The organism is Aromatoleum anaerobium (genome assembly GCF_012910705.2).
Classification (GTDB): Bacteria; Pseudomonadota; Gammaproteobacteria; order Burkholderiales; family Rhodocyclaceae; genus Aromatoleum; species Aromatoleum anaerobium.
Window position 1 is genome coordinate 165,047 of record NZ_WTVG02000039.1, and the last position, 17,334, is coordinate 182,380.

At 66.2% G+C, this 17,334-nt stretch carries 12 protein-coding genes; 9 read left to right on the top strand and 3 right to left on the bottom strand.

Going from position 1 to position 17,334, the window contains the following annotated elements:
- Positions 1 to 134 precede the first annotated feature (134 nt).
- Positions 135 to 1,526, top strand: coding sequence for an MATE family efflux transporter (locus tag GO606_RS12910; protein ID WP_169118226.1), 1,392 nt, complete (start codon positions 135 to 137; stop codon positions 1,524 to 1,526).
- A 4-nt stretch (positions 1,527 to 1,530) separates the two neighbouring features.
- On the opposite strand, the gene GO606_RS12915 is transcribed toward GO606_RS12910, so the two are convergent.
- Both GO606_RS12915 and GO606_RS12920 read right to left on the bottom strand, forming a co-directional pair.
- Positions 1,531 to 3,342 carry a M61 family metallopeptidase gene (locus GO606_RS12915; protein ID WP_169118225.1) on the bottom strand — a complete coding sequence of 604 codons (1,812 nt, stop codon included), beginning with the start codon at positions 3,340 to 3,342 and terminating at the stop codon, positions 1,531 to 1,533.
- A 229-nt stretch (positions 3,343 to 3,571) separates the two neighbouring features.
- Positions 3,572 to 4,024, bottom strand: a complete 453-nt coding sequence (locus GO606_RS12920; RefSeq protein WP_169118224.1) for a YaiI/YqxD family protein — start codon at positions 4,022 to 4,024, stop codon at positions 3,572 to 3,574.
- 212 nt (positions 4,025 to 4,236) lie between these two features.
- Between GO606_RS12920 and GO606_RS12925 the strand changes: the two genes are divergently transcribed.
- From GO606_RS12925 to GO606_RS12935, 3 genes are all read left to right on the top strand, one after another.
- On the top strand, positions 4,237 to 5,451 hold the full coding sequence (locus tag GO606_RS12925; protein ID WP_169118223.1) for an MFS transporter: 1,215 nt from the start codon (positions 4,237 to 4,239) through the stop codon (positions 5,449 to 5,451).
- A 17-nt stretch (positions 5,452 to 5,468) separates the two neighbouring features.
- Positions 5,469 to 7,253: an aminodeoxychorismate synthase component I gene (gene pabB / locus GO606_RS12930; protein ID WP_169118222.1), complete on the top strand. Its 1,785-nt coding sequence runs from the start codon at positions 5,469 to 5,471 to the stop codon at positions 7,251 to 7,253.
- 67 nt (positions 7,254 to 7,320) lie between these two features.
- Positions 7,321 to 8,592 (top strand): O-acetylhomoserine aminocarboxypropyltransferase/cysteine synthase family protein, encoded by a 1,272-nt coding sequence (locus GO606_RS12935; protein ID WP_169118221.1) that lies wholly within the window; start codon positions 7,321 to 7,323, stop codon positions 8,590 to 8,592.
- Positions 8,593 to 8,631: 39 nt separating this feature from the next.
- Here GO606_RS12935 and GO606_RS12940 read toward each other — a convergent pair whose 3' ends face one another.
- On the bottom strand, positions 8,632 to 12,276 hold the full coding sequence (locus tag GO606_RS12940) for a DUF748 domain-containing protein (protein ID WP_246979550.1): 3,645 nt from the start codon (positions 12,274 to 12,276) through the stop codon (positions 8,632 to 8,634).
- A gap of 155 nt (positions 12,277 to 12,431) precedes the next feature.
- Between GO606_RS12940 and GO606_RS12945 the strand changes: the two genes are divergently transcribed.
- From GO606_RS12945 to GO606_RS12965, 5 genes are all read left to right on the top strand, one after another.
- The gene (locus GO606_RS12945) at positions 12,432 to 13,676 is read left to right on the top strand and encodes a BaiN/RdsA family NAD(P)/FAD-dependent oxidoreductase (RefSeq protein ID WP_169118253.1); all 1,245 of its coding nucleotides are present in this window, start codon (positions 12,432 to 12,434) and stop codon (positions 13,674 to 13,676) included.
- Between the two features lie 159 nt (positions 13,677 to 13,835).
- Positions 13,836 to 14,285 carry a hemerythrin domain-containing protein gene (locus GO606_RS12950; protein WP_169118219.1) on the top strand — a complete coding sequence of 150 codons (450 nt, stop codon included), beginning with the start codon at positions 13,836 to 13,838 and terminating at the stop codon, positions 14,283 to 14,285.
- A complete protein-coding gene (locus GO606_RS12955) occupies positions 14,282 to 14,497 on the top strand; it encodes a DUF2249 domain-containing protein (protein WP_169118218.1) in 216 nt (71 codons plus the stop codon). The genes GO606_RS12950 and GO606_RS12955 overlap by 4 nt, the downstream gene beginning before the upstream one ends.
- The gene (locus tag GO606_RS12960) at positions 14,494 to 15,756 is read left to right on the top strand and encodes a hypothetical protein (protein ID WP_169118217.1); all 1,263 of its coding nucleotides are present in this window, start codon (positions 14,494 to 14,496) and stop codon (positions 15,754 to 15,756) included. Before GO606_RS12955 ends, GO606_RS12960 begins: the two co-directional genes overlap by 4 nt.
- Positions 15,757 to 16,029: 273 nt before the next feature.
- Complete coding sequence (locus GO606_RS12965) at positions 16,030 to 17,313, top strand: MFS transporter (RefSeq protein ID WP_169118216.1); 1,284 nt, start codon at positions 16,030 to 16,032, stop codon at positions 17,311 to 17,313.
- The last annotated feature ends 21 nt before the right edge of the window (positions 17,314 to 17,334 follow it).

The window sequence follows — 17,334 nt, forward strand, 5'->3', positions numbered from 1 at the left end:
GCAGTCTCCCGACGCAGTGCCGGAGAGGCGCGCGTGCCGCACGCGGAACTGGATCCGCCGGGCCGGCTGGTATGTAGATGGTTCTTTTGGCTAAACTCCGCCTTCTTCCGCAACCGACCGGGAACCCCCGCTCGATGTCCGCCCCGGTCCTTTTACCATTGAGCGCTCCCGAGTCGTCGCTCACCCTCGCCTACCGCCTGTTTCATCACGCCTGGCCGGTGCTCGTTGCACAGCTGCTGTCGATGAGCATGCTGATCGCCGACACCCTCATCACCGGACGCTACGGCACCCTCGACTTGGCCGCGGTCGCGGTCGGCAGCGGCGTGTACATTTCGATCGTGATGCTGCTTGTCGGCGTGCTGCAGGCGGTCGCTCCGACCGTCGCCCATCATTTCGGCGCCCGCCGCGTCGATGCCATCGGCCCGGCGCTGCAGCAAGGATTCTGGCTGGCGCTGATGCTCGCGTTGCCCGGCATCGCGCTGCTCGCCTTCCCCGGTTTCCTGCTCGAATTCAGCAGCGTGCCCGCCGACGTGGCCGGGAAGACCCGCGATTATTTGCTCGCGACCGCGTTCGGCCTGCCCGCGGTCCTGCTGTACCGCACTTTCTACGCTTTCAACAACGCGCTGGGCCGCCCCCGCGCGCTGATGATGATCAGCTTCATCGTCACCGCGACGCATGTTCCGCTTGCCTGGGCATTGGTGCACGGCGGCTTCGGCCTGCCACCCCTCGGCGTGCTCGGCTGCGGCATCTCGACTGCAATCGTGAACTGGATCGCGTTTGCGTGCGGCGCAGGCTATCTCGCCCGCAATCGCGATTACCGTCCCTATCGGCTGTTTGCCAACTGGCAGCCGCCCCGCCGCGGCGACATCCTTGCCCTGCTGAAACTGGGCATCCCGATGGGCCTGTCGACGTTCATCGAAGTCTCGTCGTTCACGCTGATCGCGCTGTTCGCCGCCCGGCTCGGTGCCGAGGCGGTGGCCGGACACCGCGTCGTCGCAAACCTGGCCGCGCTGATCTACATGCTTCCGCTGGCGATATCGATCTCGATCCTGGTGCTCGTCGGGCAGGCTGCGGGCGCACGTGAGCCGGCGCGCGCGCGGACGACGGTCCGCGTCGGGATGGGCCTGACGGTCGCCCTCGTCGCCTTGATCGGCGTGCTGCTGTGGGTCGGACGCGAGCCGGTCGTCGCGCTGTTTTCCGCAGACCCGGCAGTGCGCGCAGTGGCGCTCGGGCTGGTGTTCTACATCTGCATCTATCAGATCTTCGACGCCGTGCAGACGGTCGCGGCCCACGCGCTGCGCGGCTACAAGGTGACCTTCATGCCGATGCTGCTGCACGCGCTGTGTTTCTGGGGGATCGCGCTGGCCGGAGGCTACTGGCTCGCGTTCCACGCCCCCGGGCGCGAACAGTCGCCTACCGTGGCCGGCTTCTGGGAAGCCAGTGTCGTCGCAACGATCCTCGCGTCCGTACTGTTCGGCTGGCTGCTGCGCGTCGTGATGCGGCGCCCGCGAGACGCGCGGGCCTGAGCGCTCAGCCGCCCAGCCAGCCTTTGCGCAGCGCGAGCGCCGCCACTACGGGCTTGGCGGCGAGCGACAGCTTTGCCGTGTCGGCCGGCGGCGCCGCCAGTTCGACATCGAAGCTCATCAGCTCGTCACGGCGAAAAGCATGCATCTCGACCCGGTCGCCCGCCTTGCGCCGCGCCAGCTGCGCCTCGAGCGAGCTTCCCGTCACTTTCAAACCATCCATCGCGACGAGCACGTCACCGGCCGACAGTCCTGCCGCCTGTGCCGGCCCGTCGTCGTAGACGCTGGCGAGCTTCGCTTCGCCCGAATTCGGGGCGAGCTTCGCGCCGAGCGTCGGGCTTTTCGATGCCGCTTCGACGTCGCAGGCGACACCGAAAGGCTTCAGCAGGCGGGCGAGCGGCAGGTCTTCGGTCCCGTGCACGGCTTTCGCGAGCCAGCGTGCGAGTCGCCGCCCCGCGCCTTTCCGGCCGCGTTCGCCGACTTCCTCGACGAGCGCGAACAGCCCGTCCTCCTCGACCCCGACGCCGGTCCGGCCGTGCCGCTGCCACAGCAGGCGCATCACGTCATCAAGGCTGGCGCTGCCGGCACTCGCGGCACGCAGCTGCAGATCCAGCGCCAGCGCGATCAGCGCGCCTTTCGCGTAATAGCTGACGATCGCGTTCGGCGCGTTCTCGTCCTGCCGGTAGTACTTGATCCACGCATCGAACGACGACTCGGCGACGCTCTGCTTGAGCCGGCCGCTGCCGCGCAGCACGTTCGAGACTGTCTTGCCCAGCAGGCCGAGATAGTCCTCGATCGGAATCACGCCCGAACGGACGAGCGCGAGGTCGTCGTAATACGACGTGAAGCCTTCGAAGGCCCACAACAGGCGGGTGTAGTTCTCGCTCCGCAGGTCGTACGGCGTGAAAGCGGCCGGCCGGATCCGCTTCACGTTCCAGGTGTGGAAATACTCGTGGCTGCACAGCCCGAGAAAAGTCTTGTAGCCGTCGGGCAGACCGTTCATGCCGGGGTACGGCAAGTCGTTGCGGCTCGCCAGCAAGGCGGTCGACGCGCGGTGTTCGAGACCGCCATAGCCGTCGCCGACAACCATCGTCAGGAACAGGTAGCGATCAACCGGCGCCGGCAAGCCGAAGAGTTCGATCTGCCAGGCGCAGATGCGCGCGAGGTCCGCGCACAGGCGCCGGGTGTCGCAGTCGTGGCGGCCGGTGAGCGCGATTTCGTGCGGCACGCCCGCCGCCTCGAACACCTCGTGGGTGAAGGTTCCCATCTCGACCGGATGATCGACGAGTTCGTCATAGCTGTCGGCGCGGTAGCACCCGAACCCCATCGGCATCGCCGCGCCGATCTCGCCGACCGCCCGCGGCAACGTCGTCGCGACCTTCCAGCGCCGGGAAACGGGCGCTGGTGGTGGAAGGATTTCGACGAGGCAGCACCGGTCCTCATGCCCTTCGACGGCGAGGAAGACGCTTGTGCCGTTGAAGAATCCGTGAGTCGGGTCGAGGTGCGCGGCCCGCACCGACAGATCCCACGCGTAGACGTCGTACGTCAGCGTCAGGGCACGGCCGGGCGCAACGCGCGCCGCGCGCCAGGTGTGTTTGTCGAGCTTGTCGACCGCGACCGCCCTGCCCTCGCATTCCGCCCGCAAGGTAACAATGTTGCGGGCAAATTCCCGAATCATGTAGCTGCCCGGAATCCACGCCGGCAGGCGGAACACCTGTCCGCCGGGGGCCGGATCGCTGACCGTGCACGTGACTTCGAACAGATGCGAGGCAGGCCGGATCGGCGCGATGGTGTAACGGACGGGCGGCAGACCGGTCATGTGCAATTCCGCGGAAAAAAGATGGCCCGGGATTCTAGCGCGGAGTGCGCCGGGGCCGCCCGCTTCGCCTTCCCGAGTGGATTGTGGCGCGAATGCCTCATTTTTGTGCAGACGCAACATTTCCTTTGTGTTCAACGCCCTGCCCGGTATCCCCACAAGTTGTCCACACACCTGCCCACGGCGAGTGGGGATAAGCGACGACCGAAAAAACCGGCGCGCGCGCCGCGGCTCAGCGCGACCCGATGCGGGCGAGAAACTGGTCGAGACGGTTCGCGAACACCTGCCGGTCAGCTTGCGTCAGCGCCGCCGGACCGCCGGTCTGTACGCCCGACGAGCGCAAGGTGTCCATGAAATCGCGCAGGTTCAGCAGCTCGCGGATGTTCTCGCTCGAATAGAATTCGCCCCGGGGGTTGAGTGCGTGGCCGCCGCACGCGATGACTTCGGCGGCCAGCGGAATGTCCGCAGTCACCACGAGGTCGCCCGCGGCGAGCCGCCGGACGATTTCATTGTCCGCGACGTCGAAGCCGGGTGGCACCTGCAGGGTCTTGATCCACAGCGAGCGTGGCGGGAACAGCGGCTGGTTGGCGACCAGCGTCAACAGCACGCCCGTCCGTTCGGCAGCACGGTAGAGGATTTCCTTGATCACTTTCGGACAGGCATCGGCATCGACCCAGATCTGCATGTGCGTGCTCCCGACAGGATTTCCGTTGGCGGGCGCCGGTCCCGGCCCCGTGTTCCGAACCGGCGCAGGCGCCAGCCTAAGTCGATCCGTCCGGCAATCCAAGTGCTTTTGCGGCCCGTGACCGATGTCGCAAAGGCATTGGCTTTGCGCCGCAAGCTGGTTACTGTGCTGCGCTGGTGGTCAACCGGCTATGCCGCAACGGGATTTCCTTCATGCTTCGTTCTCTGGCAAAACGCGATGTGCTGATCGTCACCCTGTCCGCGGCCGGCATCCTGATGGTGACGATGGGCGCACGGCAATCGATGGGGTTGTTCGTGTCGCCGCTCAACACTTCGACGGGGCTCGGCATCGCGACGATCAGTCTCGCGCTCGCAATCGGGCAGTTCATGTGGGGCGCGATCCAGCCGCTGGCGGGCGCGGCTGCCGACCGTTACGGCCCGGCGAAAGTGCTGGTCGCCGGACTGCTGGTGCTGGCGCTGGGCAGCGCGGTGACGCCGTTCATGACTTCCGGGTTCGGCCTGATCGTCTCGCTCGGGCTCTTGTCGGCGATCGGCTCGGGTGCCGGCAGCTTCTCGGTGCTGATCGGCGCCGCTGCCCAGCGGCTGCCGCTGGAAGCGCGCGGCTCGGCGTCCGGCGTCATCAACGCCGGCGGCTCGTTCGGGCAGTTCGTGTTCGCGCCGGTCCTGCAAAAATTGATCCAAAGCATCGGCTGGATGGGGGCGATGTGGGCGCTCGCCGTCATGACGCTCGCCGCATTGCCGCTCGTCGGCAGGCTGACGACGTCCGGCAATGCGCCGGTCAGGCACGCGCATGACGATACCGGCTTGTGGAACAGCGTGTGCAGCGCGATGGGCGACCGCAGCTACCTGCTGCTGCACGCCGGTTTTTTCACCTGCGGCTTCCACATCGCCTTTCTCGTCACTCACCTGCCGGGCGAAGTCGATCTGTGCGGCCTGCCGCCGTCGGTGGCGAGCTGGTCGCTCGCGATCATCGGCCTTGCCAACATCGTCGGCAGCCTTTATGCGGGCGCCTGGGTGTCGCGCTATCGCAGCAAATACGTGCTCGCCGCGATGTATGGGTCACGCGCGCTGTTGGTCGGCGCCTACCTGCTGATGCCGAAAACCGACCTGACGTTCTACCTGTTCGCCGCGGGTCTCGGTTTCACCTGGCTCGCGACCGTGCCGCCGACGGCCGCGCTCGTCGGCAAGCTGTTCGGCATTCGCTACCTGGGGACGCTGTTCGGCCTGACGCTGCTGTCGCACCAGATCGGCGGCTTCCTCGGCGCGTATCTCGGCGGGCTGGCGATCACGCAGCGCGGCGATTTCACGTGGATGTGGTATGCCGACATGGCGCTCGCGGCCGCGGCGGCGCTGGTGAACCTGCCGATCCGCGAAGAACGGTTGCGCCCTGTTGCCGTAACAGCCTGAATCCGGCGGCTTTCCCGATGTTGCCTGATTCCGCTCCCTTCGCGCTGTTCGACGACAACCTCGCCAACGCCGGTGACCTGCTGCTGTCGGAGCTTCGCGCGTGCATCACCTGCAGCGGTCCCGATGACGTCGCGCAGGCTTTCGAAGCGATCGACGAGGCGCGCTCGCGCGGGTGCTGGATCGCGCTCGCCGCGACCTACGAACTCGGCTATGCCCTCGAGCCCCGGCTCACGCCGCTGCTGCCGCCGGCCCCCGATCCGCTGCTGAGCGCGTGGGTGTTCGGCCAGGCCGAGCGAAAAACGCCGGTGCAGACCGCCGCGTTGCTCGATCGCGCCGTCGCCGGCCTGGGTGAACACGAGCGTCTTGCCGGTGTCGCCGCAATCGCCAGCGATATCGCGCAGTCCGGACACCGCGCCGCGGTGACGCGCATCCGCGACCTCATCGATGCGGGGGACTGCTACCAGGTGAATTTCACCTTCGCGCTCCGCGGCGAGGCGTACGGCGACCCGCTCGCGCTCTACGGCAGACTGCGCGAGGCCCAGCCGGTCCGCTACGGCGCTTTCGTCCGCCACGCCGGCGGCGCGATCCTTTCGCGTTCGCCGGAACTGTTCGTGGAGCGCCAGGGTACGCGCCTGACGTGCCGGCCGATGAAGGGCACCGCGCCCCGCGATTCCGACCCCGCGCTGCTCGCCGCGTCGGAAAAGAACCGCGCCGAAAACGTCATGATCGTCGACCTGATCCGCAATGACCTCGGGCGCCTCGCGTCCCCCGGAGCGGTACGGGTGTCGGGGCTGTGTGCGATCGAGTCCTACCCCAGCGTCTGGCAGATGACCTCGACCGTCGTCGCCGAGCCGGTGCGTGCAACGCTGTCGACGATCTTTCGCGCGCTCTTCCCCTGCGGCTCGATCACCGGGGCGCCGAAAATCCGCGCCATGGAGATCATTCGCGAACTCGAAACCGGCCCGCGCGGGCTGTATTGCGGGGCGTTGGGATGGATCGCACCGGACGGGGATTTTCGCTTCAGTGTGCCGATCCGGACGATCGAGATCGGCAGCACCGGGGATGTCCGCCTCGGCCTCGGCAGCGGAATCGTTGCCGATTCGGATGCCGACGGCGAGTGGGACGAATCGTTGCTGAAAGGGCGTTTTCTCACCGACCTCGCGCCCCGCTTCAGCCTGATCGAGACCCTGCGCTGCGAGCCCGCCTCACCCGAGCCCTACCCGTTGCTCGCGCTGCACCTCGCGCGTCTCGCGGCATCGACCGCGCATTTCGGCTTTCGGCTCGACCACGAGGCGCTCCGTGAGGCACTGATGCACACCGCGGCATCACTCGTCGGAGTTCATCGCGTCCGTCTGGTGCTCGACCCGTCAGGGAGCTTCCGGATCGGCTCGGCCCGGCTGGAGGAGCCGGAAGCGGGGTCGAGGCCGAGTGTTGTCGTGTCTCCGATCCACATCTCGAGCCACGATCCCCTGACGCGGCACAAGACCACCGCGCGCGAGCTGTACGACGCGGAACTCGAGCGCGTCGGCCGGCAGGGCCATTTCGACGCACTGTTTTTCAACGAACTCGGCGAGCTCGCGGAGGGCGCCCGCACGAACGTGTTCCTGGACCCGGGTGACGGGATGCTGCTGACGCCGCCTCTGGCGAGCGGCGCGCTCGATGGCGTCTATCGGCGCCAGCTGCTGATCGACGGCCGCACCAGGGAATGCCGCCTGAGGCGCCCGGATCTAGACGGCGCGAGCGCGATATATCTCGCGAATGCGGTGCGCGGGCTGTTCCGCGTGGACCTCGGCCGCGGATGAATAGTTGTTCCGGGTTCGAAACCGCGCTGGTTATACTTTTCCGGTCACCCACCCGAGGAACTCCCGAATGAAGCTCGAAACGCTCGCCGTCCACGGCGGCTACAGTCCGGACCCGACCACCAAGGCGGTCGCGGTGCCGATCTACCAGACCACCTCGTACGCGTTCGATGACACCCAGCACGGCGCCGACCTGTTCGACCTCAAGGTGCAAGGCAACATCTACACGCGCATCATGAACCCGACCCAGGACGTGCTGGAAAAGCGCGTCGCGGCGCTCGAAGGCGGGATCGCCGGCCTGGCGATGGCCTCCGGCATGGCGGCGATCACCGCAGCGATCCAGACGATCGCCGAAGCCGGTGACAACATCGTCACGTCGAGCACGCTCTACGGCGGCACCTACAATCTCTTCGCGCACACGCTGCCGCAATACGGCGTCGAAGTGCGCTTCGCCGATTACCGCGACCCGGAAGCGTTCGAGCGCCTGATCGACGGACGCACGAAAGCGGTGTTCTGCGAATCGGTCGGCAACCCGCTCGGCAACATCACCGACTTCGAGAAGCTCGCCGAGGTCGCGCACCGCAACGGCGTGCCGCTGATCGTCGACAACACCGTCCCGTCGCCATACCTGTGCCGCCCGTTCGAGCATGGCGCTGACATCGTCGTTCATGCGCTGACGAAATATCTCGGCGGGCACGGCAACTCGCTCGGCGGCATCATCGTCGATTCCGGCAAGTTCCCGTGGGCGGAGCACAAGGCGAGGTTCAGGCGGCTCAACGAGCCGGACGTCTCGTACCACGGTGTCGTGTATACCGAAGCGCTCGGCGCCGCCGCCTACATCGCCCGCGCGCGCGTCGTGCCGCTGCGCAACATGGGCGCGGCGATCTCGCCGTTCAACGCGTTCCTGATCCTGCAGGGCATCGAGACGCTCGCGCTGCGCATGGACCGCATCTGCGAAAACAGCGTCAGGATCGCGAGCTTCCTGAAGAACCATGCGAAAGTGAGCTGGGTGAACTACGCCGGCTTGCCGGATCACGAGGATCACGGACTGGTGCAGCGCTACATGGGCGGGCGCGCGTCGGGCATCCTCACGTTCGGCGTGCAGGGCGGAAGCGCCGCCGGCGCACGCTTCCAGGACGCACTGAAGCTCGTTACCCGCCTCGTCAACATCGGCGACTGCAAGACGCTCGCGTGCCACCCGGCATCGACGACGCATCGCCAGCTGTCGGCCGACGAGATGGCGAAGGCCGGCGTTTCCGAAGACATGATCCGGCTGTCGGTCGGCATCGAGCATATCGACGACCTGATCGCCGACCTCGACGGGGCGCTCACGGCGGCCTGACCGACGCGCCGCGATCCGCACCGAGGGCGGAAAATTCCTTCAGCGCAGCGAGAAAACCGCGCTGCGCGCGCCGCCCTCCGCGTCCTGCGCCGGTTCGACTTTCGGCGCCAGCAGGAAGACCCGGTTCGCGGCGATCCCGCCTTTTTCGAGCAGGCGATTCTTGACCGACTGCGCCCGCTCCTGCGCGAGGTGGCGCAGCGCCTCGTCATCGACCGCGATGTTGGCGAGCATCAGCGCTTCCATCTCGGCTTGCGGCAGATCCTTGAGCAGACCGATGGCGTTGCGCGGCCGCTTGAAATCCGCGTCCCGATACACGCGCTCGAGCCATTTCGGATACTCCTCGGCGTCGATGACGACGTCGTCGAGCGCAGGCGCCTCGGCGCCACCCCGGACCGATTCCTTGAGCTTCGCCGCTTTCATCATTCGCAACAGGATCACTTTCTTCAGCCCCGCCGTGTCGCTCTCTCGATCGGCCTGGCCGGTGATTTCGAGCCGCAGCGCCGGCCGCTCGGTCAGCGCCTTTGCCAGCGTCTCGATCTTCTCTTCCGCCGCCGTGTCGAAGCCGCTGCGCCCGGGCGCAAAATCGAGCTGTGACAGCTCTTCCCCGCCACCGAACATCGAGCCCAGCAACGCGAAGGGTGCGGTGAAGGCCTTGCCGATCAGGTTCAGGATCGCCTTGACGACGAGCCCGCCGATACTGAACTGGGGGTCGTCGAGCGAACCGCTGATCGGCAGGTTGAGGTTGATCTCGCCGGCCCGGTTCTTGAGCAGCGACACGGCGAGCTGCACCGGCAGATTCGGCGCATCCGGGCTGTCCGCGCGGTCGCCGAACGTCAGCTGGTCGAGGAAGAGGCGATTCGTCGCGGTCAGTTTTCGGTCTTCGATCTTGTAAGTGAGGTCGGCCGACAGCTTGCCTTTCTCGATCCCGTAGCCCACGTACTTGCTCGAATAGGGCGAGACTCCGGTCAGCTCGAAATCCTTCACCGACGCGGCAATATCGAGGTAGCGATCCTCCCTGAACGGATTGAATTCGCCGCTGATCGTGACGGGCGCGTTGTCATCGACCTTGCCCTGCAGGTCGAGCCGCGCCAGTGTTGCCGGGTCGGACGACAGCCCGACCAGCTGGCCTTCCATTCCGGTCAGGTTCGCGTCGTAGTTGGGACGGATGAAGCGGTCGCTGAACGCGATGTTGCCTTGCTCGATCAGGATCTTGCCGATCGAGATCGGCGGCGGCGCAGTCGCGGGAGGCGGAACTTCGATACTCGTCGTACGGCCCGAGGATTCCGGTGCAGGTTTCGTTGCAGCTGTGGCAGGAGCTGCCTCCGGCTGCTGACGGATTTCGCGCAGATTGAGCTGGCCGGTCTCGTCGAGGATCAGGCGGGTATAGAAATCCGTCAGCGCGACTTCGCCGATCGAAACCGCCAGCGGCGCGGTCTGCACATCCACTTCTGCGAGCGCGAGGCTGCGCCAGCGCAGGAAATCGGTCGCATGGTTCTTGTCGATCGAAGAAAAGTCCGTGATATCCAGATTGCCGCGGAAGCCCCCTTTCACGTTGCCGTCGCGCGCGGACTCGAAAGCGAGCGTGCCGCGCGTGGTCACGGTGCCGCGCGAAATGGCAATGTTGAGCTGTTCGACGACGTAGGGCTGCAGCGGCAACAGGTCGACGCTGCGCAGATCGACACGAAAGTTAGCTTTCAACGGATCGAGCGCGATCGTCCCATCGACTGCCGCCCGTCCCTTTTTGTTGATGCCCGCGTCGAGCTCGAATTTCGTCGTGGTCCCCCTCGCGGTGCCGAACCCGTCCGCCTTCAGCTTGATCGCGGTGGCCTGCAACACGATCGGCGCATCCTGGGTGCGATCCTCGAAGCGGACCGCCCAGTCGTCGAGCGCGAGCCGTTCGAGCGCGAGCGACCACGGTTTTTCGGGCGCGGTCCCGTTCGCGCTCGCCGAACGGTCGCCAGCCTGTTCTTTTGCCCCGGCCGGATCGTCGAACAGCGCAAGCGCGTCCAGCTTGCCGTTGCGTGCCTTCACCAGCGCGAACGATGCACCTTTCGATTCGACCGCACCGATCGTCACCGTCCGTTGCGCCGGCGACACGGCGACCGCCTGGAGCGCAAGCCGCGGCAGCTTGACGAGCGGTTGCTTCCGGCCTTTCAGCGCCAGCTCGAACTGGCGCAGCACGACCGACTCGGCGAGCACGTCGATCACCGCGTCCTTCTCGCCGAGCCTCACTTTGTATCCGACGGTCGCGTCGAGGCGTCCGTCCCGGATCTCGCCACCCGGCAGCGCCGCCGCGTAGTACGGCGCATAGCGGCTGACCTGGAAGTTCTCCGCGACGACCCGGCCATCGAGTTCGAACGGCTTCAGGCGCAGGCGATCACGGTGACTGCTCTTTTCGCCCGCGTCGGTGACGAAATCCAGCGCGACCTCGGCGACGGCCTCCGGCGCCGAGCCGACACTCTTCGCTTCGAGGACGAGATCCTTCAGCTCGGTGCGAAATGGCGCCGCGGCGGCGCGGTCCTCGAAACGCACGGTCGCCCCGGAGATCTTCGCCTCGTCGAGCAGGAACACGGCAGGCGACTTCGCGTCGGCGTTTTTCGTTGCCTCGCCCGGTGGCGCGGGCGTTGCGCGGCTATCTGCCGGTTGCCCGGCCGCCATGGCGGGACCCGGACGGGGAATGATCTGCTGGAAGTTGATCTGGCCGTTGGCGAGGCGAACCACGTCGACCTCGGGCTGCGAGATTTCGAGGCGCGTGAAATGCCACTTGCCCATCAGCGGCTGGACGTCGGCGAGGCTCAGCGCGAGCGCCGGAACGCTCAGCATCGGCTCCCCTTTCGCTCCCTGCAGCCGCAGGCCCGCGAGTTCCACCGAACCCGTGAGCGCGACTTCCGGCGCGGCCTCGGGCGGCTGCGAGAAAGCCAGCCGCAGGCGCGTCGTGAGCCGCCCCTCGGGCACCCTGAACGCGGCTTCGAACGGCAGGTAGGCCAGATACGGCGTGAAATCGAAACCGTCCAGCACGATGTCGAGCGCGGTCTCGCGGTCCTTCGCGAACGGCCGGGACTGCCCGGCGACATGCAGCGGTCGGCCATTGATGAGCGCCGACAGGTCCGGCTCGACGAAGAGCTCGACTTTCGACGGCAGGTTCGACAGGAACGGCAAGCCGATATTGATTGCCGACAGTTCGTGTTCAAGTCCGACCGGACGATCCTCGACCAGCAGCTTCCCGTCGATGACGCGGATATTGTTGAGGGAGAAGCGCGCCTCACCCTTTTTCTCCTCCTGCTCTGCCGGCGGCTTGGCGAAGCGTTCGAGCACGTCGGACCAGTTGTTGCGCCCGGAATCGAGCCGCACGAAATGCGCCTGCGGGCGCTCGAGCCGCAGCTCGCGCAACACCGGGCCGCCCCTGAGCAGCGATTCGGCTTCGAGATTCGCGTACAGCGTACCGAACGAGAAGGCGCTGCCCTGCCCGTCGGCTTCGGCGATGTTGAAGCCGCTGACCGTCATCGACAGCGCAAAAGGATTGATGCGGACCTTCTCGATCGTCACGGTGCGCCCGATCGAGTCGCCAAGGAAGCGTGCGCCGAAGTGGCGCGCGGCCGGCGGCAGGATCAGGAATCCGAGGATCGCGATGGCCACGACGATACCGGCGATCCACTTGAGGGGCCGCCCGAGCTTTGCCGCCACTTTGTTCAGTCGTCCCGTCTCTTGCGCTTCCGCCACAGCCTACCCCCATTGTCATGCCGGATCCGGGCCGTCAATGACAACAATCTAGCAGGCGGAGCGTGGCCTGGGAATGTGAGCTGCCGGCCTGCGAATTGCCGCACCCGGCGCGGCGGCGTATGCTGCGCCGCTTTTCCACGTGTCGAGCAACTGCGTTGGCCGAGCTGAATTTCGATGTGATCGTGATTGGCGCAGGAGCGGCCGGGATGATGTGCGCGGCCCAGGCGGGCCAGCGCGGGCGCAAGGTGCTGATCATCGATCACGCCGAAAAGCTCGCGGAAAAGATCCGCATCTCGGGCGGCGGGCGCTGCAACTTCACGAACCGCCGCGTCGGGCCGGAAAACTTCCTGTCGCGCAATCCGCATTTCGCCCGTTCCGCGCTGGCGCGCTATGGCTCCGTCCAGTTCATCGAACTCGTCGAGCGCCACGGCATCCGCTATCACGAGCGCAATCTCGGGCAACTCTTCTGCGACGAATCGGCGCAGCAGATCATCGACATGCTGCGGGCTGAATGCGAAGACGGCGGCGTGCGCTTCGCGATGCCGCTGCGGGTCGAGGCGGTCGCCCGTCAGGATGACGCCCTCGCCCGCTTCGCGGTCGATACGGCCCGGGGACGATATACGTGCACCAGCCTGGTGATCGCGTCCGGCGGGTTGTCGATTCCGAAGATCGGCGCCACGCCGTTCGGTTACCGCATCGCCGAACAATTCGGCATTCCGGTCGTGCCGCCGCGCCCGGCGCTGGTGCCGCTGACGCTGCCGCCCGAGACGCTGCAGCGCTTCGCGTCGCTTGCCGGCGCTTCGCTGGACATCGAAGCGCAATGCAACGGCGAACGCTTTCGCGAAGCCGCGCTGATCACCCACCGCGGGCTGTCCGGGCCGGTCGTGCTGCAGGTGTCGAGCTACTGGCAGGCGCAGGCGTACGACGACGAGGACTGGGCGCCGGTATGTTTCAACCTGCTGCCCGGAATCGACGCGCAGGCCTGGCTGGAGCAGCACGCCGGCGAGCGCGGGCTGCTCGCGAACCTCCTCGCCGAGCGCCTGCCGCGGCGCTTCGCACACGCATGGTGCGCCTTGCACGGCTGGGAGCGGCCATTGAACCAGTTCCGCCCAGCCGAGCTGAAGGTCGTCGCCACTGCATTGTCGGCATGGGAGATCATGCCGTCCGGCACGCAGGGCTACGCGAAGGCGGAAGTGACGCTGGGCGGCGTCGACACCCGCGCGCTGTCGTCGAAGACGATGGAGGCGAGCACGTGCAAGGGCCTTCATTTCATCGGCGAGGTGATGGATATCACCGGCCATCTCGGCGGTTTCAATTTCCAGTGGGCGTGGTCTTCCGGGCACGCGGCCGGCCAGTTCGTGTGACGGCCAGACCCCCGGAGCGCCCGCGCGATAATCCCGCCTGCATTGCCGGGCCGCCGGCAACGTACGAATTAAAGTTGGTCTCCCGGATCATTTGACTCTAATCAAGGTCGGCAGTGTGTGAATTCGGAGAATGGGCTCACCTTAAAGGAGACGCCGACCATGAACGACATCACCACCCTTATGAGCCACGATCACCGCAGCTGCGACGAATCCTTCGCTCGTGCTGAAACCGCCATCTCGCGCGGCAAGTGGGATGAGGGGACTGCCGAACTGGAAAAATTCATCGCCGAACTCGAGACGCATTTCACCGCCGAGGAATCGATCCTGTTTCCGCGTTTCGAATCCGTCACCGGGATGACCGAAGGTCCGACCAAAGTGATGCGCGGCGAGCACGCGGACATGCGCGATGCGGTCGAGCGCATGCGCGACGCGGTCGCCCGGCGCGACAAGGACGACTACGCGGGCGAAGCCGAAACCCTGCTGATCCTGATGCAGCAGCACAACATGAAGGAAGAGAACGTTCTCTACCCGATGTGCGATGCGCAGCTTGCGGGGGAAAACCTCCCGCCCACGCTCACCAAGCAGCTGGGCCGCGAACAGGCAGCATGAAGCCGGTCATCGATGCGCGGGGGCTGGAGCCCCCACAGCCTTTCGAACTCGTCATGGAGGCGATCGCCGACCTGCGTCCGGGGGAAGGCGTAAAGTTGCTCCTCGATCGCATGCCCTATCCACTGTTCCGCATCCTCGACCGCGACCGCTATCGCTATGAGAGCCGGGTTCGCGACGACGGTGTGGTCGAAATCGACATCGTCGCCCCATGACTGCCGCCGACCTCAGCCTCAGCTACGAAGCTGCGCCCACGTTTTCGACGCCGCTCAGGTTTTTCCTGACGGCGCCGCTGTTCGGAGCGCTTGCAGGGGGGGTGCTCCTCCTCGTTCCCGACCTGCTCGGGTCGCGATGGACTCCCGGGGCGCTCGCGCTGACCCATCTGATCGCCGTGGGGTTCATGCTGAACATCATGTTCGGCGCCCTGTTCCAGATACTGCCGGTGGTGGCCGGGGCGGCGATTCCGAACGCGCGGGTCGTCGCGGGAATCGTTCACGTCGGTCTCGCGACGGGTGCGGCAAGCCTGACGTGGGGGCTCGGAGCCGGCTCGCCGCCGTTCCTGACGGCCGCGGTCGTGCTGCTGGGGATCACGTTCGGGGTGTTTCTGGTGGCCGCGGGCTATGGATTGCGACGCACGCCGATCGCCCAGGCCACGCCCCGCGACCTGCGCTTCGCGTTGCTCGGCTTCGGCATCGCGGCCACGCTCGGAATGGCGCTGGCGATGATCCTGTCGGGCGGGCTGTCGCTGCCGCTGGCGACCGTCGTCAAGCTGCATGTCGGCTGGGCATGGCTTGGCGGGTCGGGCCTGCTGCTGGCGGCGACGAGCTGGGTCGTCGTGCCGATGTTCCAGATCACGCCGAATTATCCGGCCCGGCTCACGCGTTACTGGGCGCTGCTGACCTGCGCGGCGCTCGTCGCATGGAGCGCGGCCGTGCTCGCCGGGTTTTCGTTGCTCGAATTCATTCTGGCGATCGCGCTGGCCGCCCTGTCCGGCGCGTTTGCGATCACGACGCTGCGCCTGCAGAGCCGCTCCCGCCGTTCGGTTCCGGACAACACGACGCGAGCGTTCCAGCTCGCGATGTCGTGCATGATCGCCGGACTTCTGTGCATCGTCGCCGCGCACCGCTTCGATCATGATGCGTGGCCGGTGCTCGCCGGCATCCTGATCCTGCACGGCGGTTTCGTCACCGCGATCGTCGGCATGCTCTACAAGATCGTCCCGTTCCTCGCGTGGCTGCATCTTTCGCAAGCGGGGATGAAGGCACCGAACATGAAGAAGCTGCAACCGGACGGGCCGGTCCGCAAGCATCTCATCGCCCACGCGGTGGCTCTCACGGTGCTCCTGATCGCTGCGCTCAGCGGCAGCACGCTCGTAGTCCGGGCCGCAGGGGTGCTGGTGATGCTCGAGTTCGGCCTGCTGTTTGCCAACCTGTTGCGCGTCCTCGGCGCCTACCGCATCGCCCGCAACGCCTGAACGGGAACGTTTGGCAGAACTTCTCGAAGGCCGCCGTCCTGGCGGCCTTCGCCATTCCGGCGCCCGGATCGCCGCGGGCCGTCCGGTTTTCCTCTTCCTGATCGGTTGCCTCACGCCGGGGAGCGCTCAAGGACTAGCTCTAAATGACTAGTTCTCGGGACGAAGGACTACCCCCTTCCCATGCTTTTGGCGAATGGCGGGTAGCTCACGCAAGGCATACGCTTCCTCCCAGCCTGGAGCGACCTCCGCTCCGCATTCGAGGATGGAAGGAACATGCCCTCACAACGTCAAAAACAGGTCTCTGTTCTGGTGATGAGCACCACGGCATTCACGATGTGCTTTGCCGCCTGGATGCTGTTCGCCGTAATCGGAATCCCGATCAAGGCGCAGTTGGGCCTTAACGAAACCCAGTTCGGCCTGCTCGCGGCGACCCCCGTGCTGACCGGATCGCTGGTGCGTCTGCCACTGGGGCTGCTGACCGACAAGTTCGGCGGCAGGGTGGTGTTTTTCCTGCTGATGCTGTCGACGGTGGTGCCGATCTACCTGATCGGCGAGGCGACGCAATACTGGCAGTTCCTGGTCGCCGGCCTCTTCGTCGGACTCATTGGCGGTTCGTTCTCGGTCGGTATCGCGTACTGCGCGCGCTGGTTCGAACGCCAGAACCAAGGCTTCGCAATGGGTGTGTTCGGCGCCGGCAACTCAGGGGCCGCGCTGACGAAGTTCGTCGCCCCGGTGCTGGTCGTCGCCTACGGCTGGCAGTTCGTGCCGAAGGCGTTCGCTGTGGCGATGCTGATCATCGCGCTGGCGTTCTGGTTCTTCACGTACGACGATCCGAAGCACCGCGTCTCGTCAAGCGTGAAATTCTCCGACCAGTTGCGCGTGCTGAAGAATCCGCGCGTGTGGAAATACTGCCAGTACTACTCGATCGTTTTCGGCGGTTATGTCGCGCTGGCGCTGTGGATGACGAAGTACTACGTCGCGGAATTCGGCCTCGGCCTCGAGACCGCGGCGCTGCTCGCGGCATGTTTCTCGTTGCCCGGTGGCGTGCTGCGCGCGGTCGGCGGCTGGTTCTCGGACCGCTTCGGCGCGCACAAGGTCACCTGGTGGGTGATGTGGGTGTCCTGGGTGTGCCTGTTCCTGCTGTCCTACCCGCACACCGAATTCACGGTCATGACGGTCGCCGGCCCGAAGACGTTCGCGATCCACCACAACATCTGGTTCTTCACCGTGCTGATGTTCACCGTCGGCGTGGCCTGGGCGTTCGGCAAGGCATCGGTGTTCAAGTACATCTCGGACGAGTTCCCGCAAGACATCGGCGCGGTGTCGGGAATCGTCGGCCTCGTCGGCGGGCTGGGCGGCTTCCTGCTGCCGATCATGTTCGGCGCGCTGCTCGACCTGACCGGCGTGCGCTCGAGCGCGTTCATGCTGCTCTACGGCGTCACCTGGGTTTCGCTGATCTGGATGTACTGGACCGAAGTGCGCCGCACCGACGTGATGCACGGCGGCGAGGCGGATGTGCTGCACGGCGGCACGGCGGCCGTGGCTGCAACGAAGTGAACGAACCCCTGAAACAGGAGT